Origin of the sequence: Micrococcus sp. M4NT (assembly GCF_033790745.1) — a bacterium.
GTDB lineage: Bacteria > Actinomycetota > Actinomycetes > Actinomycetales > Micrococcaceae > Micrococcus.
Genome location: NZ_JAMYEH010000008.1, coordinates 60534 through 83696, shown reverse-complemented (window position 1 = coordinate 83696; position 23163 = coordinate 60534). Strand labels below are relative to the sequence as shown.

Below are 23163 nucleotides of genomic sequence, written 5' to 3'. Positions count from 1 at the left end.
ACCGCGCCCGCACCGGTTCAGCCGCGGCGGGTGCGCAGCTGCTCGATGACCTGCGGGACCACCTGGAAGATGTCCCCGACCACACCGAAGTCGGCGTGCTCGAAGATCTCGGCGTCCTCGTTTTTGTCGATCGCCACGATGGTCTTGGCGGTCTTCATGCCGGCCAGGTGCTGGATGGCTCCGGAGATGCCCAGGGCGATGTACAGGTTCGGGGACACGATCACGCCGGTCTGACCCACCTGGCGGTCGGCCGCGGTGTAGCCGGAGTCCACGGCGGCGCGCGAGGCGCCCACGGCGGCGCCGAGCTCGTCGGCGAGCTGCTCGACGATCGCGAAGCCCTCCTCGGATCCCACACCGCGGCCGCCGGCAACGACGGTCTTCGCACCGCGCAGGGGCGGGCGGGCGGAGTTCTGCGTCCGGGCGCTCACCTCGAGCACCCGGGCGCCGGCGGTCACCGGGCCCAGCTCGGCGGCGGCCAGCTCCACGACCTCGGGCGCCTCGACGGCCGGGGCCCGGTCCGCGACGGCGCCGGGGCGCATGGTGATGATCCGGGGGCCGCCCTCGCCGGTGGACTCGCTGAGGTAGTCGCCGCCGAACACGGAGTGGCGGGCGATGACCTCGTCGTCGGCCCAGCGCAGCCCCACGGCGTCCGCGCACACGGGGCCGCGGGCCCGAACGGACAGACGGCCGGCCACCGCGCGGGACTCCGGGCTGCCGGAGAGCAGCACGGCCACGGGAGCGGTGCGGGCGGTCACGGCCGTCAGGGCCTGCACGGCCGCGTCACCCAGGGTGGTGGCGGCGTCGTCGGCCACAAGGACGTGGACGCGCGTGGCGCCGTACTCCCCCAGACGGGCGACGGCGGCGTCCCTGCCCTCCGCGCCGGTCACGAGGACGGCCTCGGGCACGCCCACGGTGGCGGCGGCGCCGAGCAGCTCGGCCACGACCGGGCGGAGCGCGCCGTCCGCGCCGATCTCGGCGTGCACCAGCACGGTCTGACCGCTGTTCGCGGCATCGGTCTGCGTCGTCATCTCGGTCTCCTCCACGTTCGCGCTCACACGAGCCCCCGACCCGCGAGGAACTCCACCAGCCGCTCGGCGGCGGTGCCGTCGTCGGTGATCTTCTCGCCCGCGGCACGCTCGGGGCGCGTGTCCGCCGAGACCATCACGGAGCGGTAGGCGGCCTGGGCCGGGCCCGCGGCGATGCCGAGGTCGGCCAGGGACAGCACGGTGAGCGGCTTCTTCTTGGCCGCCATGATGTTCTTGAAGTTCGGGAACCGGGGCTCGGGCGTCTTCTCCGTCAGGCTCGCCACGGCGGGCAGGGCGACGGCGGCGCGCACGTCCGCGTCCGAGGTCGCCACGGTGCCGGTCAGCTCGCCGTCGACCAACTCGGGGGCCTCAGCATGCGGCAGGTAGGGCCGGTCCAGGAGCTCGGCGACCATGGCCGGCACCACGCCGGTGCCGCCGTCCGTGGACAAGGTGCCGGCGAGCACGAGGTCGGCGCCTTCCTTCTCGACGGCCGCGGCGATCACGCGGGCCGTCTCCACGGCGTCCGAGCCGACGAGGGCGTCGTCGGTGATCTGCACGGCGGAGTCCGCGCCCATGGCCAGCATCTTGCGCAGGGTCTTCGAGGAGTCCTCGGGGCCCACCGTCAGGGCCACGACCTCGACGTCCGCGCCGGCGTCCCGCCAGCCCAGGGCGACCTCCATGACGCGCTCGCTGATCTCGTCCGGCACGGGCTCGGCCGCGCCGTCGCGCACCACCCAACCGGTCTCCAGGCTCAGCTCACGCTCCTGCCACGTGTCCGGCACCTGCTTGGCCAGCACCAGGATCTTCACGGCCTCTCCTCCTCGAATCTCCGCTCGGGGCCGCGCGGCGCCGAGCGGGATGAGGCCCTGCTCTTGGCGCGCACGGCATGCAGGGCTCACGCTACACAACCCCGGTTGACTAGTGTGACGGTGGTGACAGCCTCCCACCCGCCCCGCGCCCCCCACGAGGGCACTCCGCCCCTCGATGCGCCCGCCCGCCCGGCGTCCTCCCTCCTCCTGGTGCGCCCGGGCGAGGAGGGCGGCCTCGAGGTGTTCGCCCTCCAGCGCGCCGCCACCATGGCCTTCAGCGCGCACGCCACGGCCTTCCCCGGCGGACGGGTGGACCCGGCCGACGAGCTGCCGCCCGCCCTGTGGGACGGGGTCGACCTCGCGGGGTGGGCGGACAGGCTCGGCCTGCCCGGTGAGCCGGAGGGCGCGCGGAGCACCCTCGGGGACCTCGCCCCGGAGCGCGCCGCCGGGCGCCTGCTGGCCGCCGTCGTGCGGGAGACCTTCGAGGAGGTGGGTGTGCTCCTGGCCCGGGACGCGGCCACCGGCGTCCCGGTGGACGCGCAGCGCGTGGCCGCGCTCCCTGCTGAGCTGCGCGCGCAGGTGGAGCGCCACGAGGTGGACTTCGGCGCGTTCCTGGCGCACGAGGGCCTCGCCCCCGACGTCGGGGCGCTCGTCCCGTGGTCGCGCTGGATCACGCCGCCCGGCGGCGCGCGGCGCTACGACACCTTCTTCTTCGTGGTCCGCCTGCCCGCGGGCCAGTCCCCCGAGCGGGTCTCGACCGAGGCCGCCCATCACGGCTGGGCCACCCCCGCGGCGCTGCTCGAGCGCTTCCGGGCGGGAGCGGTGAACCTCATGGCCCCGACGTGGTGGCAGCTGCGCGCCCTCGCCGACGCCGAGGGGTGCGAGGACGTGGTGCCCCTGAGCCGGAGCCTCGAGCCGCTGCAGGCCGTCATGCTGAGGGCGAACGCCCCCCGCCCCGACTTCACGGGTGCCGCCGACTACCTGCGCGACCTGGCCGCCTTCCGGGCCGCCGCCACCGTGGAGGAGAGCCCCGACAACGTGCTCTGAGGCCCGGTCTGCCCCTACGCTGGACAGCACGGGAGGGTCGACCACGGCGCCCGTCGTCCGGTGAGCCCGGACCGACGCGCCGGACGCCTCCCGCGGAGCGCCCCACATCCCGGGCCCCGTCCCGGCAACCAAGGAGTCCCCGGCATGTCGCTGAGCGTCCTCGACCTGTTCTCGATCGGCATCGGCCCGTCGTCGTCCCACACCGTGGGTCCCATGCGCGCCGCGCGCCGCTTCACCTCCAGCCTGCAGCAGAACGACGTGCTCGACTCCACCCACCGCGTGAAGGCGGAGCTGTACGGCTCCCTCGCCGCCACGGGCATCGGCCACGGCTCCGACACCGCCGTCCTCCTGGGCCTCGCGGGCCAGGACCCGGAGACCATCGACCCCGACGCCTGCGTGGGGCTCGTCAAGGACATCGTGGACAGCAGCCGCATGCCGCTCGACGGCCGCCGGGAGATCCACTTCGACCGCAGGAAGGACATGGTCCTGCACATGCGGCAGAACCTGCCCGGCCACCCCAACGGCATGCGCCTGACCGCCTTCGACGAGGCCGGCGAGGAGCTGCACACGCGCGACTACTACTCCGTGGGCGGCGGATTCGTGGTCACCTCGGACGAGCTCGAGGCCGAGCTGGACGAGGCCCGGGACGTGAACCGCAAGGACGAGGCCACCGAGGGCGCTGAGCCCTACCCGTTCTCCTCGGGCGCCGAGCTGGTGGCCCACTGCCGCGCCAACGGCATCTCGATCGCCGAGCTGATGCTGGCCAACGAGGCGGTCAAGCACGACCTCGGGGAGCTGCGCGGCAAGCTCCTGGCCATCTGGGCCGTCATGGAGGAGTGCGTCGAGAACGGCACCACCCGCACCGAGCCGATCCTGCCCGGCGGGCTGAAGGTCCGCCGTCGCGCCCCCGCCCTGCGCGCGCACCTCGAGGCCCAGACCGGGGAGAAGGACCCGATGTGGGCCATGGAGTGGGTGAACCTCTTCGCCCTGGCGGTGAACGAGGAGAACGCCTCCGGCGGACGCATCGTCACGGCCCCCACCAACGGCGCCGCCGGCATCATCCCCGCGGTGATGCACTACTTCAAGCGGTTCGAGATGTCGGAGGACTCCACGGACGCCGAGCGCGAGGACAAGGTGGTGGACTTCCTCCTCACCGCCGCGGCCATCGGCATCCTGTACAAGCGCAACGCGTCCATCTCCGGCGCCGAGGTCGGCTGTCAGGGCGAGGTCGGCTCGGCCTGCTCCATGGCGGCCGGCGCGCTGTGCGCGGTGCTCGGCGGCACCCCCGAGCAGGTGGAGAACGCGGCGGAGATCGGGATCGAGCACAACCTCGGCCTGACCTGCGACCCCGTGGGCGGCCTCGTCCAGGTGCCCTGCATCGAGCGCAACGCCATCGCGTCCGTGAAGGCCATCAACGCCGCCCGCCTCGCCCTCCTCGGCGACGGCACGCACCGCGTGAGCCTGGACCAGGCGATCAAGACGATGCGTGACACCGGTGCGGACATGAAGTCCAAGTACAAGGAGACCTCGCGCGGCGGGCTCGCCGTCAACGTCCCCGAGTGCTGACGGGTCCCCGGCCCGGGCCCTGACGGCCCGGGTCGGCTACTGTGGGCGCGACCCCTGACCTGTCATGCGGAAGGACCCACCGTGGCCATTCACCCCGTCGACGCGACCCTCGAGGGCGCGAGGATCGACCCGGAGGAGCGCACGGAGCGCCTGAAGGACGTCAAGCTGGACGGCAAGGGCTGGAAGTACGCCCTCACCCGTGCCCTCAAGGAGTTCGGCAACGACGGCGGCACAGACCTCGCCGCGAAGCTCACCTACTTCATGGTGCTCTCGCTGGCCCCGTCCCTGCTCGCGATCTTCTCCATCCTCAGCCTCGTCCTCTCCAACAACCGCCAGGCCGTGGACGACCTGATCAACCAGATCGCCGGCGCGGTGCCCGTCGAGTACGAGCCCATGGTGACGGACCTGATCACCACCATGAGCAACCAGGCGACCGGCGGCATCATCGCCCTGGTGATCGGCATCCTGACCGCCCTGTGGTCCGCCTCCGCATACGTGAAGGCGTTCAACCGCAGCATGAACCAGGTCTACAACTACGAGGAGGGGCGCGGCTTCGTCAAGCTGACCCTCACCAACCTCCTCACCACGCTCATCCTGATCGTGGGCATCGTGCTCGTGCTGATCTCCCTGGCCCTCAACAAGTCGCTCGTCGAGGGCTTCCTCGCGCCGATCGCCCAGCCGCTCGGCCTGGGCGGCGTGGTGGACTTCCTGCTCGACACCTTCCTGCCGATCTGGGCCTGGGTGAAGTGGCCCGTGGTCATCGTGCTGCTGCTCCTGCTCATCGCGACCCTGTACTACACCACCCCGAACGTGAAGAAGCCGAGCTTCCACATGTTCGGCCCGGGCAACGTCTTCGCGCTCGTCGGCCTGGCCCTCGCCGCCGTCGCGCTGTCCGTGTACCTCACGCAGTTCGCCGGCTACAGCGCCTACGGCGCGATCGGCGGCATCATGGCCCTGCTCTTCGCGCTGTGGATCTTCAACATCGTGCTGCTGCTCGGCGCGGAGATCGACACCGAGGTGGAGCGCGCCAAGCAGCTGACCGCCGGCATGCCCGCCGAGAAGGCCGTGCGCCTGCCCCCCAAGGACACCGACGCCCTGGTGAAGAAGGTGGAGAAGCAGGAGGAGCTGGAGGAGAAGGGCTACGAGCTGCGGGCCGCCCACGAGGACGCCCCGGACACCTCTGACGGCGGCTCCGGCCCCCGCCACGCCACGTCCTGAGCCTCACGTCCCCGGCACGACGAACGGGCGCCCACCTCATCGAGGTGGGCGCCCGTTCGTCTCCTCGCGGCCGAGGCCGGGGGGCCTCCTCTGCGAGGAGGCTCACGGCCTCAGCGCTGGGAGGCGATGAAGCCGGCCGCCGCCGCGGCCGAGGTCGACGCGTAGCAGTTCTTCGCGCTCGTCTGGTCGTAGTGCTCTCCGCCGGGCACGTGGTACTTGCCCGAGCTGCTCACCTTGACCGGGTAGCCGTCCGGGCAGACGCCGCCGCTGCCGGCCACCGGACCGCCGGCGCCCGCTGCGGAGCCCGACGACCCCGATCCCGAGCCGCCTGAACCGCCTGAACCGCCTGAACCCGAGGACCCCTCCTCGTCGCAGTAGACGAAGGTCTCGCCGCCCGGGGCGTAGCAGCGGTTCGGCGCCTTGCTGGACGTCCCGCCGGAGGGCCGGCCGGAGGACGAGGACCCCGAGCCGGATCCGCCGGACGTGCCCGCGACGTTCCGGGGCGCGGTCTCGGCCGCCTTCTCCTCTGCGGCGCGACGCGCGGCAGCGGCCCTCTCCTCGGCCTCGGCCTCAGCAGCCCGGGCCGACGCTGCGGCCGCCTCGCGCTTCCGGGCAGCCTCCCGCTGCTCGGCCTCGCGCTCCTGTGCCGCCCGCTGCTCGGCTGCCCGCTCCTCCTCGGCCCGCTGCTCGGCGGCACGGCCCTCCGCGGCACGCTGACCCTCGGCCCGCTGCTCCGGAGCCGCGCTCGCCGTCGGCGCCTCGTCCCCGCCGGCGCCCTCCCCAGCGCTCGACGTGCCTGTGGAGACGAGGTGCTTCACACGGGAGAGCACGTCCGGGTAGAGGGCGCTCATCCAGGCCTGCTCACCGGACGCGGCGCCCGCGTACGCCAGTGCGAGCTCCTCGAGCACGCCCTCCGCGGGCTCCGCTCCCGCCGGTGCCTGCTCGGCCATGACCGGCAGGGAGCAGTCCAGGCCCGGCTGGTTCAGCCCGGCGCCGTCCTCCTCCGCCTCGTTCCAGGCGGCGAGCACCTCGTCGTAGAAGCGACGGTTCGGCTCGAACACCACGGGCACGCCCAGGCCGGCTCGCGCGATCTCCGCGTTCACGAGCGTGGCGCCCTCGAACACGCCGGCCAGCGTGCGGTGGAACCTGTCGTAGCGCTCCTCGTCGTACTGGAGGGTGACGTGGTCCCCCTCCTCCAGGAGGGACTCGAGGAGCGCGGCGGCCTCCGGGCCCCTGCACTGCACCGCCTTGCTCGGGTGCTTCGTCTCGGGGGTGTCGATGTTCAGGAGGCGGACCCGGGTGACGGCGGCCTCGCCGTCCTTGCGCACGTCGACGGTGTCGCCGTCGACCACCCGGACGACCACCGCTGCGTCGCCCTCCACGGCATCGGAGGGCGCGGTGGAGGGCGACACCTCCGCCGCGGGATGGACGGCGGCGCCGCTGGTGCCCACGGCGGACGGCGGACCGCTCGCGGGCGACGGATCGGAGGCGGTGCAGCCGACGAGGGCGAGGGCTGCGGACGCGGCGGCGAGTCCGGTGCGCAGAGGACGGAGAGGGGTCACGGGGGCTCCTGACGGTGGTGGGGACGGGCGAGGGCCCCGCCGTGCGGCGGGGCCCTCCGTCGGAGTCATCCTCCCACGGTCATTGCACCGGCTCTCGTGTGGCACGCCCCTGCCGTCTCCGGTCAGGTCCAGAGTCAGCGGCGGCCATCGATCGGGTCGTCGCCGCCGTCGATGGCGTCGAGGACGAGGTCGCGCGCCTCACCCGTCGCGGACACGTGGGACAGCAGGAGGGAGGCGACCCACCCGAGCAGGACGATCACGGCCGCGCCCCACGCCGTCACCGCCACCGCGCCGGAGAACAGGCCGGCGCCGTCCGAGCGGCCCACGCCCACCCAGAGGAGCCCCCAGGCGAGGGCGAGCGCCGGGGTCAGCCGGCCGCCGTCGTACACGGCGGTGAAGAGGCCCACGATCGCGGCGACCACGATCAGGGTCTGCGCCCACGTGGTGGGCATGAGCCCCGCGGCCCAGCCGGCGGAGGTGAGCCACGCCGCGAGGCTCGCGACGAGGAGGAACGTGGCCCAGCCGAGGTGCAGCCCCTGCACGCCGTCCACGAGGACGCGCTCGGCCACGGTGCGGGGATGGCCCGACTCCAGGAGCGTGAGGATCCGGAACAGCACGGCCACGAGGAGCAGCGCGACGACGACGCTCACCAGGAGCCAGGCGGCGTGGATCGTCCAGATCCACGCGGCGCCGAGCACGGCGCTCGCCATGATCCACGGGCGCAGGCGGTCGTGGCGCACGGTCTGCGCGGCGGGCAGGAACTGCCACAGCGCAGAGGCGAGCAGCCCCAGTCCCACCAGGGCCCACAGCCACAGGGCGGGGCGGGACGGGGAGAGCCAGGAGCCGTCGTCGGTGAACCAGCCGCCGGTCGCGTCGCGGAGGAACGCCCCGGAGCCGAGGAAGGCGGCCACGAGGGAGGCGAGGACGACCAGCAGCATGACCGCCTGACGGCCGCGGGAGGTCCGGCCCAGGTCGACGCTCCGGTCGGCGCGGGCGGTGGCCGCGTGGGCGGAGTGCGGGGCGGGGGGCTGGCCGGGGGCGGCGGTGCTCATGGTCTCTCCCAGGTCGGGGTCGGATGGCGCCCGCGCATGCGGATGCCGTTCGTGGTCAGCGTAGCCAACCCGGAGCGGCCTCCGTCAGGTGCCTCTCCCACGCCGTCTGGCCTCCCACCCCCGCGCCCCGCCTAGGCTGGGGGCATGAGCGCCCCCTCCCCCCTCGGACTCCTGCTGGACGTGGACGGTCCCCTGGCCTCCACCGAGACCCGCACCGTGCCGGAGGGGATCATCACCACCCTCGCCCGGCTCGCCCAGCGGCGCGTGCCGATCGGCTTCAACACGGGCCGCTCCGCCGACTTCCTCCTGCACAGCGTGATCGCCCCGCTGCGGGCGGCGGGGCTTCCCGACGACGCGCCGTTCTACGCCGTCTGCGAGAAGGGCGCCGTGTGGTTCCCCTTCTCCGCCGTCCCCGAGGGCGAGCTGCCCGAGGTGAGCGTCGACGTCCCCGTCCCTAACTGGGTCCGCACCGATCCGGACATGGCGATCGACCCCGAGCTGCGCGAGGCGATGTGGGCCGTGAACGAGGAGCAGGACGAGGGCGTCATGTTCGCCGACCGGACGAAGCTGGTCATGGTCTCCCTCGAGGAGGAGGTGGGCGCGGACGACGCCGAGTTCACCCGGGTGCGCGACGAGGTCGTCGCGGCGATCGAGGACCTGCTGGAGAGGCGGGGCCTCGCCGAGGAGTTCGAGGTGGACCCCACCATCATCTCGATCGACGTGGAGCACGCCTCCTCCGGCAAGGACCTCGGCGTCGCGCGGTGCCTGGGCTTGATGGCCGACGACGGCGTCGCCGTCCCCGAGCGCTGGATCACCGCGGGCGACTCCCGCTCCGACTACGCCATGGCGGACGCCCTGCACGCCATGGGCGCGCGCGTGGAGCACATGGACGTCCGCCCGGAGGACGGGATCCCGGAGAAGGCGTACGGCGTCCTCACCGCCGCCGACCTCGCGGAGCGCGGCGTCGGCCAGGCGGAGGACGTGCACGAGCGCGCCGGCGAGTCCCTCCTGCGGTGGGCGGAGCGGGACCTCCTCGGCTGAGCGGGTCCGCGTCACGGGGCGTCACCGGCGTCAACACGGCGACACCGGAAGTGGCGGCCGGCCGGCATCGAGAGTGCACTGGGCCCATGACCGTGCACGCAACCGACACCCCCTCCCCCGCCGATGCGCGGGGCACCGCCCCGCTCGAGGTTCCCGTCCTCGACCTGTCGACCATGCGTCGGGCCGACGGCTCCTTCGACCCCGCGTTCCTGGAGCGCCTGCGCTTCGCGGCGCACAACGTGGGCTTCTTCCAGATCGTGGGCTACGGCGCGGAGCCCGGCCAGGTGGACGCGCTGTTCCGCGTGACCGCCGAGTTCTTCGCCCGCCCCGAGGCGGAGAAGCTGGCGCTGCACAACCAGGAGTCCCCGCACTACCGGGGCTACTCGGCGATCGCCGCCGAGCGGACGCAGGGCCGCCCCGACTCCCGCGAGCAGCTGGACTTCTCCGCCGACCGCGAGCCGATCCCGGCCGAGCGGATCGGCGAGGGGGAGGAGTTCTGGCACCTGCAGGGCCGCAACCAGTGGCCCGCCGGCATGCCGGAGCTCGAGCGCACCGCCATGGCGTGGACGGCGCTGATGGACCGCGTGGGCGAGGACCTCCTCAAGGCGCTCTGCGTGGCCATCGGCCTGGACGAGGACCACTTCTCCGCGGCGTTCGACGGCGACCGCGCGTGGATGGCCAAGCTGGCGCACTACGTCGGCGGCGTGGCCGAGGCCGGGACGCAGGGGGTGGGGCTGCACGCCGACTACGGGTTCATCACCCTCCTGCTGCAGGACGAGGTCGGCGGCCTCGAGGTGCGCCCCTACGGCCAGGACGCGTGGCTGCCGGTGGAGCCGATCCCGGGCGCGCTCGTGGTGAACCTCGGCGAGATGCTCGAGGTGGCCACGGACGGCTACCTCATGGCCACGATCCACCGCGTGCAGTCCCCGCCGCCGGGCGTGGACCGCTACTCCGTGCCGTTCTTCTACTCCCCCCGCCTGGACGCGGTGATCGAGAAGGTGGAGCTCCCGGCCGAGCTGGCCGCGGACGCCCGCGGGGTCTCCGACGACCCGACCAACCCGATGCTCGCCTCCTTCGGCTCCAACATGCTCAAGGGCTTCGCGCGCGCCCATCCGCGGGTGACCGAGCGGTTCCACCCGGGGCTGCTGAACCGCTGAGCCACCCCGCGGGAGCGGAGGTGTGAGCAGGAGGACAGGGCCCGAGTGGACCCCGGGCCCTGTCCTTCCGCACGGCTCGGTCCTAGCGTGGACCGGGAAGCGGCGCCTCCCCTCCCGAGCGGGGCGCCTCCCCCGACCCAGAGAGGTGCGCACCATGGCCACCGTCGCCCGCAACATCGTCGAGAGCCTCCACGCATCCGGGGTCCGCCGGATGTACGGCGTCTCCGGAGACTCCCTTAACGGCCTCACGGACGCGCTGCGCGACCACGGGGGCGTGGAGTGGGTGCCGGTCCGGCACGAGGAGTCGGCGGCGTTCGCGGCCTCGGCCGAGTCCCAGCTGACCGGCGAGCTCGCGGTGTGCGCCGGCTCGTGCGGCCCGGGCAACCTGCACCTCGTCAACGGCCTGTTCGACGCGCAGCGCACCCGCACGCCCGTCCTGGCGATCGCGGCGCACATCCCCTCCGAGGAGATCGGCTCCGGCTACTTCCAGGAGACCCACCCGCAGGAGCTCTTCCGCGAGTGCTCCGTGTACGTGGAGCACGTCTCCTCCGCGGACCAGATGCCCCGCCTGCTGCGCACGGCGATGCGCGCCGCCGTCGAGCAGCGCGGTGTGGCCGTGCTGGTGATCTCCGGCGACGTGGCGCTGACGGAGCTCGACGCCCCCGCCGAGGTCGTCCGGCACATGCCCTCCACCGTGGTCCCCGCGGACACGCTGCTCGCGGAGGCGGCCCAGGCGCTCAACGCCGCCCAGCGGATCACGATCCTCGCCGGCGCCGGCGCGGCGGGCGCCCACCGCGAGGTGGTGGCCCTCGCCGAGCGGCTCCAGGCGCCCATCGTCCACGCGATGCGCGGCAAGGAGCACCTGGAGTACGACAACCCGTACGACGTCGGCCTCACCGGGCTGCTCGGCTTCTCCTCCGGCTACAAGGCGCTCAAGGGAGCGGAGACGCTGCTCATCCTCGGCTCCTCGCTCCCCTACCGCCAGTTCTACCCCGAGGACGCGACGGTCATCCAGGTGGACATCCGGGGCGAGCAGATCGGCCGGCGCATCGCGGTGGACGTGCCCCTCGTGGGCGGGGTGAAGGAGACCGCGGAGGCCCTGCTGCTGCGGCTGCGCGGCAACGCGTCGTCGGCGTTCCTCGAGGAGATCCTGAAGGAGTACCGCACGACGCGGAAGGACCTGGACGAGCTGGCCACGCCGTCCCGCTCCACGATCCATCCGCAGTACCTGGCCCGCCTGATCGACGAGCGCGCCGCCGACGACGCCGTCTTCATCCCGGACGTGGGCTCGCCCGTGATCTGGGCAGCGCGCTACCTCACCATGAACGGGCGCCGCCGGCTCATCGGGTCCATGAACCACGGCTCCATGGCCAACGCCATCATGCAGTCGATCGGCGCACAGGCCGCGTACCCCGGGCGGCAGGTGATCGCGCTCGCCGGCGACGGCGGCCTCTCCATGATGCTCGGCGAGCTGCTCACCCTCGTGCAGAACGGCCTGGCCGTCAAGGTGGTGGTGTTCAACAACTCCTCGCTGAACTTCGTGGAGCTCGAGATGAAGGCGGCGGGCTTCGTCACGTTCGCCACGGACCTGAAGAGCCCGGACTTCTCCGTGGTGGGCGAGGCGGTGGGCCTGCGCGGCTTCCACGCGGAGACGTCGAAGGAGCTGCCGGACGCCGTGGACGCCTTCCTGGCCCACGAGGGCCCCGCGATCCTCGACGTCACGACCGAGCGCCAGGAGCTGACGATCCCGCCGAGCGTGGAGGCCGAGCAGGCCAAGGGCTTCGCGCTCTACGCGATACGCACCGTGCTGGACGGCAAGGGCACCGAGCTCATCGACCTCGCCAAGGCGAACATCCGCCAGCTGTTCTGAGCGGACCCTGGCGGCCGACGGCGGCGGCCCGGCATCACCGGAGCCGGACAGCCCGCCCCCCGGTCGGACCGTCCCTCCGGTCGGACCTGCGAGAAGGGACAGGATCTGCGTCGAGGACGCAGATCCTGTCCCTTTCTGCCGACCGGGCCGGCGCCCGTCGTGTCGGCGGACGACGCGTCAGGCGCGGTGCGAGCCGGCCTCGTCCACGCCGCCGTCGCGCACCGACGTGGCACCCGGGGTGCCGGCCGCGTGGCGCTCGAGCTCCTCGCCGGTCATGCCCTCGCGGACGAGCCCGTCCGCGCGCAGCTCCCAGAAGTCGGCGTTGTGGATGCCGAGCGGGCGCGGGTCGAACTGCGGGTCCAGGCCCTGCTTCTTCTGGGCGTGGTAGTCCTTGAGGGCCTTCAGGGCGGGGCCCTGCAGGAACAGGATGCCGATGATGTTCATCCACGCCATGGAGCCCACGCCGATGTCGCCGAGGCCCCAGGCCGCACCGGTGGTGGTGACGGCGCCGTAGGCCACGGACACGAGGATCAGGCCCTGCAGCAGTCGGATGACCACGCGGCGGACGGTCGAGTTCTTGGCGCCGCGGAACAGGTACGCGACGTTGACCTCCGCCATGTAGTAGTACGCCACGATCGTGGTGAACGCGAAGAACGCGAGGGCCACCGCCACGAAGGAGGGGCCGAAGCCGGTGAAGACGGTGTCGAAGCCGTTCTGCACGAAGGCGGGGCCGACCTTGGAGTCGGCGGGGAGGTTCCCCTCGAAGAGGACCGGGGTGGTCACGGCCTCGCCCTGGTACACGCGGTACATGCCGGTGGACAGGATGATGAACGCCGTGGCCGTGCAGACGAACAGGGTGTCGATGTAGACGGCGAAGGCCTGCGCATAGCCCTGCTTGGCCGGGTGGGAGACCTCCGCAGCGGCGGCCGCGTGGGGGCCGGTGCCCTGACCGGCCTCGTTCGAGTAGACGCCGCGCTTGACGCCCCACTGCACGGCGAGGCCGAGGATGGAGCCGAAGATCGCGTGCGCGCCGAAGGCGCTGGAGAAGATCGCTCCGAACACGGCGGGGATCTGGGAGAAGTTCAGGAAGAAGACGATCAGCGCCAGGATGATGTACAGGACCGCCATCACCGGGACGACGTACACGGCGAACGTCGCGATGCGCTTCACGCCGCCCACCACGATGAACGCGAGGATGATGACGATGCCGATGGCCACGGCCCACGCGGGCGCACCCCAGGCCTCGTTGATGGACGACGCCATGCCGTTGGCCTGCACGCCCGGGAGGAAGAAGCTGGTGGCGAAGACCGTCACGATCGCGAAGATCACGGCGTAGACCTTCAGGACCGGGCCGAACGCCGTGTGCTTGTAGGCCTTGTCGAAGTAGTACGCCGGACCGCCGCGGTACTCGCCGGTGTCCTTGTCCTTCTCCTTGTAGATCTGGCCGAGCGTGCACTCGATGAAGGAGGTGGCGGCGCCCAGGAAGGCGACCGTCCACATCCAGAAGACAGCGCCCGGACCGCCGAAGGCGATGGCCGTGGCCACGCCGCCGATGTTGCCCATGCCGACACGGCCGGCGAGGGACATCATGAGGGACTGGAAGGACGAGGTGCCGTCCGCGGACTTCTCGCCGTTCTTGAGCTGGGCGAGCATGTCGGGGATGCCCCGGACCTGGAGGAAGGCCGTGCGGAGCGAGAAGTAGACGCCTGCGAGGAGGCAGAGACCGATCAGGGGCAACGACCAGATGTAGCCGTTGGCCTCATCGATGAATTCGGCGAAGGTCATGGTGAGTCTCCGAAGTCGGGGTGCGAGCACCGAGACGGAGCGGGATCAGGGAAGGCGCCCCGCGGCAGGAAGGGAATCTGCTGAGGGGAACAGTACGCCACTCTGTGATGCCCGTCTCATCATTGTTCGACGCGTGACTCCCTGAGCCCGTGCGCCCGCCGCCGCACCCACACCCGCGCTCGTCCAGATCCTCCGGACGGGTCGCCCAGATCCTCCAGTCATGCGAAAAGCCCCGTCACCACGGGGGTGACGGGGCTTACCCGCGGAGGATGGGGGATTTGAACCCCCGAGGGCGTTAACCCAACACGCGTTCCAGGCGTGCGCCATAGGCCGCTAGGCGAATCCTCCTTGGCTGCCCCGATGCGGAAGACCGCACAAGGGCAGGCTCCATCATAACCAGGTGGTGCGCCGGGACGCCAATCGCCCGCCCGACTGGCCCTGCGTCCGAGCGCTGGTAGACTCGTGGACGGCCCCTCACGTGGTGTCATCTCGCTGAACTCCCCCAGGACCGGAAGGTAGCAAGGGTAGGTGGGCTCTGGCAGGTGCGTGAGGGGTCTTTCACGTCGTCAGGAGGTCCCATGTCCGCCGGCCGCTACGCACCCTCGCCCACGGGGACCCTGCACCTGGGCAACCTGCGCACCGCACTGGTCGCGTGGCTGGCGGCCCGCGCGTCGGGCCGGCCCTTCCTGCTGCGCGTCGAGGACCTGGACCGCGTCCGCTCCGGGGCCGAGGCCGAACAGCTCGCCGACCTCGCCGCCGTCGGGATCACGTGGGACGCCCCGCCCGTGCGCCAGTCCGAGCGCACTCCCCGCTACGACGCCTCCGTCGCCGCCTTGCGCGCCGCCCACGGCGCGGACGTGGTGTACGAGTGCTTCTGCTCCCGCAAGGACATCGCGGAGGCCACGTCCGCACCGCACCCCACCGCGGAGCCCAGGGACGACGACGGCGCCGCGGCCCCCGACACGCCCCTCGCCTCGGGCGCCGCACGGCGGCCTCCGGGCTTCTACCCGGGCACGTGCCGCGGCCTGACGGAGGACGAGCGGGCCGAGCGTCGTCGGACGCGGCCGGCGGCGCTGCGGATCGACGCGGCCCGGGCGGCCGGCCTGCCGGCGGGCACCGTGCCGCGGGCCCACGCCCGCGACGTCCTCCACGGCGAGGTCACGGGCCTCGTGGACGACCTCGTCCTGCGCCGCAACGACGGCGCCTACGCGTACAACCTGTCCGTCGTCGTCGACGACCTGGCCCAGGGCGTGGACCAGGTGGTGCGCGGCGACGACCTGCTCGACTCCACGCCACGCCAGCGCTGGCTGGCTGAGCTGCTCAGCGCGGCGCGCGGCGAGACGGCGCCGCCCACCGAGTACCTGCACGTTCCCCTCGTGCTCAATGCTGGGGGGAGGCGACTGGCCAAGCGGGACGGCGCCGTCACCCTCGCCGACCTCGCGGCGCAGGACCCCCGCTGGACGCCGGAGCGCGTCCGGGACCGCCTGCTGGAGTCGCTCGGCCTGCCGGCCGGCCCTCTCGAGGGCGCGGTGGCGGCGTTCGACCCGCGGGGGCTGCCACGCGAGCCGTGGGTGTTCGACCCGGCGGGCTTCGTGGCCTGACCCGGCTGGCAGCGGCCGGCACCCGAGGCGCCGACCGCGGCCGCGGCTCAGAGGACCTGCGCGGCCTGGTCGAACTCGAGGCGGCCCTGGCGCGGGCTGACGGCCTTCTCGTGGTCGGAGGCCGCGTGGCCCACGTTGATCACCACGAGCGAGCGCCAGCCGCTCTCGGCATGGAAAGCGGCGTCGACGCCGTCGGTGCTGAAGCCGGCCATGGGGCCCACCTCGAGGCCGAGGGCGCGCAGGGCCACGGTGAGGTAGCCGATCTGGAGGAGCGCGTTGGTGCGGCCCATGCCGTCGCGCAGCTCGGCCTTGCTCTCCCACTGCTCCCGGAAGCCCTCGCGGAAGGGGGCGAGGTGGGGCATGTGCTCGTGCCAGCGCGGGTCGTAGGCGGCGATCAGGGTGAGCGGCGCCGCGAGGGTCTTGTCCGCGTTGAACCCGGCCATGTGCGGGGCCAGCCGCTCGCGGGACTCGCGCGACTCGACCGCGGTCAGGCGCAGCGGCTGGCTGTTCATGGCGGTCGGCGCCCAGCGCACGTGCTCGTAGGCCTCGCGGACGAGGGCGGTGTCCACGGGCTGGTCCGTGAAGTGGTTCGTGGTGTGGCGGTCCTCGAAGAGGGCGGGCAGGAAGGAGGCGTGGTCGATCCGGGTCATGACGGCGTCAACGCCCGCGCGGACGCACGCCATTCCCGCCGCTCCTGCACAGGCGTCGCAGCGGGCGGCGGGGGCCGACGACGGCGGCCGGCGGGCCGTACGGCGTCCGGGTGAGCCGCTAGGGTGAGCCAGGTGAGCACCGCCCTGTATCGACGCTATCGCCCGGACCGATTCGAGGAGGTCATCGGGCAGGATCACGTCACGGTCCCGCTGCGCACCGCGCTGTCCAAGGACCGGGTGAGCCACGCCTACCTCTTCTCGGGCCCGCGCGGCTGCGGCAAGACCACCTCCGCCCGCATCCTCGCGCGCTGCCTGAACTGCGCGGAGGGCCCCACGCCCACGCCGTGCGGCGAGTGCGACTCGTGCCGCGACCTGGCCACGGGCGGGCCCGGCTCCCTGGACGTCATGGAGATCGACGCCGCCTCCCACGGCGGCGTGGAGGACGCCCGCGGCCTGCGGGAGCGGGCCACCTTCGCCCCGGTGCGGGACCGGTACAAGATCCTGATCATCGACGAGGCCCACATGGTCACGGCGGCAGGCTTCAACGCGCTGCTGAAGATCGTGGAGGAGCCGCCGGAGCACCTCAAGTTCATCTTCGCCACCACGGAGCCGGAGAAGGTCATCGGGACCATCCGCTCCCGCACCCACCACTACCCGTTCCGCCTCGTGCCGCCTGAGCCGCTCATCGCGTACCTCGAGCAGCTGTGCGCCGAGGAGCAGGTGCGCGTGGAGCCCGGCGTCCTTCCCCTCGTGGTGCGGGCCGGCACGGGCTCGGTGCGCGACACCCTCTCCGTGCTGGACCAGCTCATCGCCGGCGCCGAGCAGGGTGCGGTGTCCTACGACCTCGCGGTGAGCCTGCTCGGCTTCACGCCGGAGGCCCTGCTGGACGACGTGATCGACGCCGTGGCCGCGGACGACACCCCCACCGTGTTCCGCGTGGTGGACCGCGTGGTGCAGTCCGGCCAGGACCCGCGCCGATTCGTGGAGGACCTGCTGGACCGGTTCCGCGATCTCGTGATCGCGCGCGCGCTGCCGGAGGAGGCCGGTGCCATCCTGCACGGCATGCCGGAGGACCAGGTGCGGCGCCTGTCCGCGCAGGCCGCCCAGCTCTCCCGCGCGGAGCTCTCCCGGCTGGCGGACGTCACCAACCTCGCGCTGACGGACATGGTGGGCGCCACGAGCCCCCGCCTGCACCTCGAGCTGCTGATGGCACGCCTCGTGCTGCCCGCCACGGACGACACGCACCGCGGCCTCTCCGCCCGCCTCGAGGCGCTCGAGCGGCGGCTCGAGTACGGGGGCTCGCCCGCGGCCTCTGCACCGGCCCAGGCCGCCGAGGCCGCCGAGGGCACCCCGCACACGGGGGCCGTCGGGGAGGCGGCCGGCCTCTCCGGTGCCGCCCTGGCCCGCGCAGCCATGCGCCGACCCGAGGCCGAGGAGACCACCCCCAGCGCCCGGCAGCAGGACGCGCCGGCCCGCCAGGAGCAGCGCCCGGCCGCCCCCACGCAGGCGCCCGCCGCGCCCGAGACCCCGCCGTCGTCGACCGCCCCCGCAGCGCCGACCGCGCCGACGCCGCCGAGCGCCCCCGAGCAGTGGTCCCCGCCGCAGCAGGACGGATCCCCCACGCCGGACGAGGCCGCCGGCAGGGCGGACGCGGAGGGCAAGGGCCCGGAGAAGCCGGTCCCGGAGAACACGGGCGCGGAGCCGACCTCCGCGGCCCCGTCGTCCCAGCGCTCCGGCGAGGCCGAGGGCCGGGCCGCGGCCCCGAGCACCTCCGGCACGGGCCCCTCCTCCGCGAACCCCGTGGAGATGGTGCGCCGCGCCTGGCCGGACATCCTGGCCGCCCTCGAGGACTCCTCGCGGCTGGTGTGGATGCTGGTGAAGGACAACGCGTCGGTCACCGGATACGACGGCTCACTGCTCACGATCGGATTCCAGCAGGACGGCCCGCGGCAGTCGCTGCTGGGCCGCGGCGGTGACCGGGTGCTGGCCGAGGCCGTCCACCGTGTGCTCGGCATCCGCCCGGAGCTCGACCTCATCCTCGGCGGGGATGCTCCCCGCCCCGAGCACCGCGCGTCCGCCGACGCCCGCCAGGCCTCCGGCCGGCCCGCATCGGGGTCGCCGCGCCCCCAGCAGCAGCCCCCGCAGGACGCATCGGACACCCGCGGCCTCCAGCGCCCTCCGGCCCAGCCAGCGACCGCGTGGCCCGCGCCCGCCGACACACGGACCTCTCCCGAGCCAGGGCGCCCCACGTCCGCCGCGTCCGCGCCACCTGCGGCCGCGCCCGCTCCTCCGTCCGCGCCCGCGTCTGCTTCCCCCGCTCCCTCGGCTCCGACCGCGGACAGCTGGGGCCATGCCGGCGAGGCGCCCCCCGCGTGGGAGGACGCCCCGCCGAGCGAGGAGGACCCGTGGGACACCCTCCCCGAGTTCGACCCGGACTCGGACATGGAGGACTCCCCCGGTCCCGAGGGATGGGTGCCGCCGCAGGGTGCCCAGGAGGACGGCGGACCGCAGGAGAACGCCTCGAGCGGCACGCCCGGGTGGGACGGGCCGGTGCCCAGCCCGTCGGACTGGGGCACGCCGCCGCAGGCCGACCAGCCCGCCCCGGCCCCCCGGCCGGACGAGGCGGCCTCGCCCGGGGCCGAGCCCTGGCCCCCCGCCGGGCCCGCCCCGACCGCGGACGCCGCGCAGCGGCTCCAGGACGTGACCCCTGAAGCGGCGGAGCGCGCCTACGATCCCGGACCCCTCGTCCGCGAGTCCGCCCCCACCATTCCCGTGTTCGCCCGGCCCGAGGCGGAGCTGCGTGCCGAGTTCGAGGCCCGCTTCGGCACCACGCGGCCCGCCGGCTTCGACGGCGGCTCCCGCGGCGGCGCCTCCGACGCACGCGGGGCGGAGCACACGGCACCGCCGGCCGCCTCGGACCAGACGCGCACGGGACGGGCCGGCGGCGACGGCGTCCCCCCGGGCCAGGGCGATGACCCCGCCGCCTCGGAACGAGAGGACCCCCACCCGGCCGCTTCGACGGCCGCGGTCTCGAGCGACGCCCACCCCGACGCCACCGGCGAGCCCTCCTCGGACGGGACGCCGGCCCCCGGCGTGCCCGCGCACGACGGGGGTGGACCCCCCGCAGCGGGGACCGCGCCGCGCGGTTCGGGGCATCCCGCCAGCATGTTCCCGCGCCTCATGGAGCGTCTCGAGGCGGGCGGGCCCCTGGAGCCGCCCGTCAACGCCCGCGACGCCGGCGGAGACGGGACGGTCGGGCCCTCCTCGAACGGCCCCTCCGCCTCCTCCGGGCCGTCGGGGAGCACCGCTCCGCCGTCGGGTCGGCCGAGCCCCACCGCCCTGGGCGCCCGCCCAACGGGAGACGGCCGTGCCGCCGCCGGTGGGGAGCCTCCCGCTCCTCCCGCGATGGACCCGCGTGCCGCCGCGATCCGGGCGGCCCGCGAGGCCGCACAGGGCCGCGCGCCGGCTCGGCCCGCCGCGCCGGCCACCGCGTCCTCCCCCGCCGTCGCGTGGACGGACGAGGTGGCCAGCGACGACGATGTGGCGCTGGAGGACTCCGGGCTCGTGGGCCGGGCCGTCGTCGAACGCGTGCTCGGCGGCCAGCTCCTCGAGGAGCGGCCGCACGAGCCCGTGCGCTGACCCACACGGCCGACCCGCGCCCTTGTCATGTCCGGTGGTCGTGGCAGACTCGCGTCAGCGCGGTGACCCCGCGCGGACGGACCGGACGGAGCCGGCCGGGCCCACGCAAGACGAAGGGACGACGTGTACGAGGGAGCGGTTCAGGACCTGATCGACGAGCTCGGGCGGCTGCCGGGCATCGGGCCGAAGTCCGCCCAGCGGATCGCGTTCCACATCTTGGAGGCGGACGCGCAGGACATGACGCGCCTCGCGGACGCGATCCGCACCGTCAAGGACAAGGTGCGGCTCTGCTCGGTGTGCTTCAACGTCTCCGAGCAGGACGTGTGCGCACTGTGCCGCGACGCTCGCCGGGACGCCGCCCAGATCTGCGTGGTGGAGGAGTCCCAGGACGTGATGGCCATGGAGCGCACCCGCGCGTTCCAGGGCAAGTACCACGTGCTCGGTGGCTCCATCAATCCGATCGCGGGCATCGGCCCGGAGCAGCTGCACGTGCGCGAGCTGCTCACCCGCCTGCAGGACGAGACCGTGCAGGAGGTCATCCTCGCCACGGATCCCAACCTCGAGGGGGAGGCCACGGCCACCTACCTCGGGCGTCTGCTCGGCGCCACCGGCATCCGCGTCACCCGCCTGGCCTCCGGCCTTCCCGTGGGCGGCGACCTCGAGTACGCGGACGAGGTCACCCTCGGCCGCGCCTTCGAGGGCCGCCGCCTCATCAGCGGCTGACCGGGCACCCACGGCGACGGCGACACCGGAGGTCGGTGCCGCCGTGGCCGCCCGCGGGGGAGGGAGCCTCCGGGGGACCGCTCAGGCCACGCGCGTGCCCGCGGCCAGCTTCCCCGCCGGCGTGTCGAGGCGGCGGTGTCCCCACCACAGCAGGCCCGCCGTGAGCGCGCCCTGCATGGCCAGGCCGAGCGGCCACACGGGCCATGTGCCCTCGCGGTTCGGCTCACCCGCCTGGTCGATCCCGCGCAGCTCCCCGTTGAGGCACTCCACGGACTGCAGGGGGTCCCTCTGGGTCCACCGCACCCCGCCCGAGATGAGGTTCAGCGCGCCGATCTGGCCCATGTACGGCTCCGACTGGGGCACCGGCGACCACGGCGTGGCGTCCGCGAGCACCACGAACGGGTTCGGCGCGAGCATCCACCCCGTCCGACGCGGGTCCGGGACCACCTGGTCCGTCACAGGGCCCCCGCACTGGTCGGCGACGAGGTCCCACGCTGCCGGGTCCTCGGCCGCCTGCGCGTCCATCTCCTCCGGCGTGGTGGCCTCGTCCATCGTGGCCGTCTCGTAGCCGTACCGGGGCTGGCTGGCCTGCACGGTGATGTTGATGACGGAGAGGGAGAGCAGGAAGCCGATCAGGGTGCCCAGCGTCAGCAGCGCCACGAGCAGATAGGTGACGACGACGGCGAACAGGGTGCGCCCCGTGATGGCCGAGACCGCCACGCCGATCCCCGTGATCACGGCGAACTCCACCAGGATCATCGCGAGGCCCACGAGGACGAACAGCGGAGAGACCCGTCCCACCAGCGCGGCCACCACGAGCCACGGCAGGGCCGCCACCAGGAAGGCCGCCGAGGCCACCCATGCCGCGAGCCACTTGCCCGCCATGAGGTGCCACGTCTTCAGCAGGGTCACCTGCGTGATGGCCAGCGTCCCGCCCGCCCGGTCGCCGGAGATCGCGTTGGCCGCGAGCGCCGGGGAGACCAGCAGCGAGAGGGTCAGGACGAACATCAGGACGCCGTCGAACAGCCACTGGCCGGCCATGCGCAGGGAGGTCTCACGCTCAGCGTCGGACACCCCCTGCATCTCGCCGAGGGTGGAGGCGTGCAGGCCGAGAGCGCCGAGAGTCACGGCGCCGACCACGAGGAAGAACACGCCGAGCAGCGCGAACCAGCCGCGGGATCGCAGCCGCTGGCGCAGCTCCATCCCGACGACGGTGCGCACCGCCGCCCCCGCGCCCAGGCGCGGGGGGACGATGCCGGGAGTCGGCGCGCCCGGCGTCGCGCTCGAGGGGGCGAGGACGTGGCTCACGGGCGTTCTCCTTCGGTGTGACGGCGGTGGTCCAGGTCGAGGTCCAGGTAGGCGTTCTCCAGGCGGGAGCCCTCCGGGGCGAAGTGGCTCACGGGCACGCCGTCGCGCACGAGGTCCGCGAGCAGCTCGGCGGCGGCCTGCTCGCCGCGCACCTGCACCACGACGCCGTCCCGGCGGTTCCCGGCATCGGCGCCGGGGACCAGACCGTGCGCGGCCAGGGCGTGGACCAGCTCGTCCCGACGCGCGGGGTCCGGCCCTGCGATCCGGTAGGGACGGGTCTGCGCGCCGGCCGCGGCGAAGTCCTGCGTGGAGACGGTGGCGCCCTCGCGCACGAACACCGCGCGGTCGGACATCTCCTCGAGCTCGGCGAGCACGTGGGAGGACACGAGCACGGCGGTCCCCGCGGCGGCCATGGCGCGCAGGTCGTCCCGCAGGCGGATGCGGGAGGTGGGATCGAGCCCGTTGGCCGGCTCGTCCAGCAGGAGCACGGCGGGGCGGTGCACGGTGGCGCGGGCCAGGGAGAGGCGCTGCTGCTGGCCACGGGAGAGGACGCGCGCGGGGCGGCGGGCGAACTCGGTGAGCTCCACCCACTCCAGCTGCTCGTCCGCCCTTGCGGCGGCGGCGACGCGGCCCATCCCGTAGAGCCGTCCCAGGCTCGTGAGGATGTCGTGGCAGGTCAGCGACTCCCACACGCCGAGGGTGTCCGGCATCCAGCCCAGATGCCGGCGGGCCTCCTGCGGGTCGGCCGTCGCGTCCACGCCGGCCACGGCGACGGAGCCGGCGTCGGGACGCAGGAGCGTGGCGAGCAGGAGCATGAGCGTGGTCTTGCCGGAGCCGTTGGGCCCCACGAGGGCGGTCACGGTCCCGGCGGGCGCGGTGAGGGAGACATCCCGCACGGCGTGGACGGGACCGAAGGAGCGGGCCAGGCCGTGGGCCACGATCCCGCTGCCCGCGGCGGGCGGAGGTGGGGAGACGTCGAGCACCGAGGAGAGGGTCATGCCTCCATGCTGACCGGGGCGGGGCGACGACGTCGTCCGCCCAGAGGATGATCCCGCGCGGCGCGGGGTCATCCTCACGGGTGGTTCGGGCGGTTCCGGGCGGTTCCGGGTG

The 23163-nt window shown here is 73.7% G+C and carries 17 protein-coding genes, 1 tRNA gene and 1 other RNA gene; 10 read left to right on the top strand and 9 right to left on the bottom strand.

The genetic code is table 11. The features are described from left to right. Positions 1 to 17 precede the first annotated feature (17 nt). Together NJC10_RS07030 and NJC10_RS07025 are read right to left on the bottom strand one after the other, a co-directional pair. Positions 18 to 1055 carry an electron transfer flavoprotein subunit alpha/FixB family protein gene (locus NJC10_RS07030; protein ID WP_404464191.1) on the bottom strand — a complete coding sequence of 346 codons (1038 nt, stop codon included), beginning with the start codon at positions 1053 to 1055 and terminating at the stop codon, positions 18 to 20. After that, complete coding sequence (locus NJC10_RS07025) at positions 1052 to 1834, bottom strand: electron transfer flavoprotein subunit beta/FixA family protein (protein WP_319075509.1); 783 nt, start codon at positions 1832 to 1834, stop codon at positions 1052 to 1054. Before NJC10_RS07025 ends, NJC10_RS07030 begins: the two co-directional genes overlap by 4 nt. 123 nt (positions 1835 to 1957) lie before the next feature. On the opposite strand from NJC10_RS07025, the gene NJC10_RS07020 reads away from it, so the two are divergent. The 3 genes from NJC10_RS07020 to NJC10_RS07010 all read left to right on the top strand — a co-directional run bounded on the left by NJC10_RS07020 (position 1958) and on the right by NJC10_RS07010 (position 5665). Beyond that, positions 1958 to 2881, top strand: coding sequence for an NUDIX hydrolase (locus NJC10_RS07020; RefSeq protein WP_319075508.1), 924 nt, complete (start codon positions 1958 to 1960; stop codon positions 2879 to 2881). Between the two features lie 144 nt (positions 2882 to 3025). Further along, positions 3026 to 4447 carry an L-serine ammonia-lyase gene (locus NJC10_RS07015; protein ID WP_319075506.1) on the top strand — a complete coding sequence of 474 codons (1422 nt, stop codon included), beginning with the start codon at positions 3026 to 3028 and terminating at the stop codon, positions 4445 to 4447. Positions 4448 to 4528: 81 nt separating this feature from the next. Continuing rightward, the gene (locus NJC10_RS07010) at positions 4529 to 5665 is read left to right on the top strand and encodes a YihY/virulence factor BrkB family protein (protein WP_319075504.1); all 1137 of its coding nucleotides are present in this window, start codon (positions 4529 to 4531) and stop codon (positions 5663 to 5665) included. Between the two features lie 110 nt (positions 5666 to 5775). Here NJC10_RS07010 and NJC10_RS07005 read toward each other — a convergent pair whose 3' ends face one another. Both NJC10_RS07005 and NJC10_RS07000 read right to left on the bottom strand, forming a co-directional pair. Beyond that, positions 5776 to 7227 carry a thermonuclease family protein gene (locus NJC10_RS07005; protein ID WP_319075503.1) on the bottom strand — a complete coding sequence of 484 codons (1452 nt, stop codon included), beginning with the start codon at positions 7225 to 7227 and terminating at the stop codon, positions 5776 to 5778. A gap of 134 nt (positions 7228 to 7361) precedes the next feature. Further along, positions 7362 to 8279 carry a tryptophan-rich sensory protein gene (locus NJC10_RS07000; RefSeq protein ID WP_298986602.1) on the bottom strand — a complete coding sequence of 306 codons (918 nt, stop codon included), beginning with the start codon at positions 8277 to 8279 and terminating at the stop codon, positions 7362 to 7364. Positions 8280 to 8423: 144 nt separating this feature from the next. Here NJC10_RS07000 and NJC10_RS06995 point away from each other — a divergent pair, with 144 nt between their 5' ends. The 3 genes from NJC10_RS06995 to poxB all read left to right on the top strand — a co-directional run bounded on the left by NJC10_RS06995 (position 8424) and on the right by poxB (position 12347). After that, positions 8424 to 9320: a haloacid dehalogenase gene (locus tag NJC10_RS06995; protein ID WP_319075501.1), complete on the top strand. Its 897-nt coding sequence runs from the start codon at positions 8424 to 8426 to the stop codon at positions 9318 to 9320. An 86-nt stretch (positions 9321 to 9406) separates the two neighbouring features. Beyond that, positions 9407 to 10477 carry an isopenicillin N synthase family dioxygenase gene (locus NJC10_RS06990; protein ID WP_319075500.1) on the top strand — a complete coding sequence of 357 codons (1071 nt, stop codon included), beginning with the start codon at positions 9407 to 9409 and terminating at the stop codon, positions 10475 to 10477. A 154-nt stretch (positions 10478 to 10631) separates the two neighbouring features. Continuing rightward, positions 10632 to 12347 carry a ubiquinone-dependent pyruvate dehydrogenase gene (gene poxB / locus NJC10_RS06985; RefSeq protein ID WP_319075498.1) on the top strand — a complete coding sequence of 572 codons (1716 nt, stop codon included), beginning with the start codon at positions 10632 to 10634 and terminating at the stop codon, positions 12345 to 12347. Positions 12348 to 12524: 177 nt separating this feature from the next. On the opposite strand, the gene NJC10_RS06980 is transcribed toward poxB, so the two are convergent. Together NJC10_RS06980 and NJC10_RS06975 are read right to left on the bottom strand one after the other, a co-directional pair. Continuing rightward, positions 12525 to 14132, bottom strand: a complete 1608-nt coding sequence (locus tag NJC10_RS06980; protein WP_319075497.1) for an alanine/glycine:cation symporter family protein — start codon at positions 14130 to 14132, stop codon at positions 12525 to 12527. A gap of 263 nt (positions 14133 to 14395) precedes the next feature. After that, positions 14396 to 14480 (bottom strand) — tRNA-Ser (locus tag NJC10_RS06975). 117 nt (positions 14481 to 14597) lie between these two features. Between NJC10_RS06975 and ffs the strand changes: the two genes are divergently transcribed. Both ffs and gluQRS read left to right on the top strand, forming a co-directional pair. Then, positions 14598 to 14694, top strand: an RNA gene (gene ffs, locus NJC10_RS06970) — signal recognition particle sRNA small type. Between the two features lie 16 nt (positions 14695 to 14710). Next, on the top strand, positions 14711 to 15733 hold the full coding sequence (gene gluQRS / locus NJC10_RS06965; protein WP_319075496.1) for a tRNA glutamyl-Q(34) synthetase GluQRS: 1023 nt from the start codon (positions 14711 to 14713) through the stop codon (positions 15731 to 15733). Positions 15734 to 15780: 47 nt separating this feature from the next. On the opposite strand, the gene NJC10_RS06960 is transcribed toward gluQRS, so the two are convergent. Further along, positions 15781 to 16383, bottom strand: coding sequence for a malonic semialdehyde reductase (locus NJC10_RS06960; protein ID WP_319075494.1), 603 nt, complete (start codon positions 16381 to 16383; stop codon positions 15781 to 15783). Between the two features lie 132 nt (positions 16384 to 16515). Here NJC10_RS06960 and NJC10_RS06955 point away from each other — a divergent pair, with 132 nt between their 5' ends. Both NJC10_RS06955 and recR read left to right on the top strand, forming a co-directional pair. After that, complete coding sequence (locus NJC10_RS06955; RefSeq protein ID WP_319075493.1) at positions 16516 to 20022, top strand: DNA polymerase III subunit gamma and tau; 3507 nt, start codon at positions 16516 to 16518, stop codon at positions 20020 to 20022. A 123-nt stretch (positions 20023 to 20145) separates the two neighbouring features. Further along, positions 20146 to 20745 carry a recombination mediator RecR gene (gene recR, locus NJC10_RS06950; RefSeq protein ID WP_298710459.1) on the top strand — a complete coding sequence of 200 codons (600 nt, stop codon included), beginning with the start codon at positions 20146 to 20148 and terminating at the stop codon, positions 20743 to 20745. Between the two features lie 81 nt (positions 20746 to 20826). Here the strand turns inward: recR and NJC10_RS06945 are convergent, their stop codons facing one another. Both NJC10_RS06945 and NJC10_RS06940 read right to left on the bottom strand, forming a co-directional pair. Then, a complete protein-coding gene (locus tag NJC10_RS06945; RefSeq protein ID WP_319075491.1) occupies positions 20827 to 22053 on the bottom strand; it encodes a hypothetical protein in 1227 nt (408 codons plus the stop codon). Next, positions 22050 to 23051 (bottom strand): ABC transporter ATP-binding protein, encoded by a 1002-nt coding sequence (locus NJC10_RS06940; RefSeq protein WP_298710463.1) that lies wholly within the window; start codon positions 23049 to 23051, stop codon positions 22050 to 22052. The genes NJC10_RS06945 and NJC10_RS06940 overlap by 4 nt, the downstream gene beginning before the upstream one ends. Between the last annotated feature and the right edge of the window lie 112 nt (positions 23052 to 23163).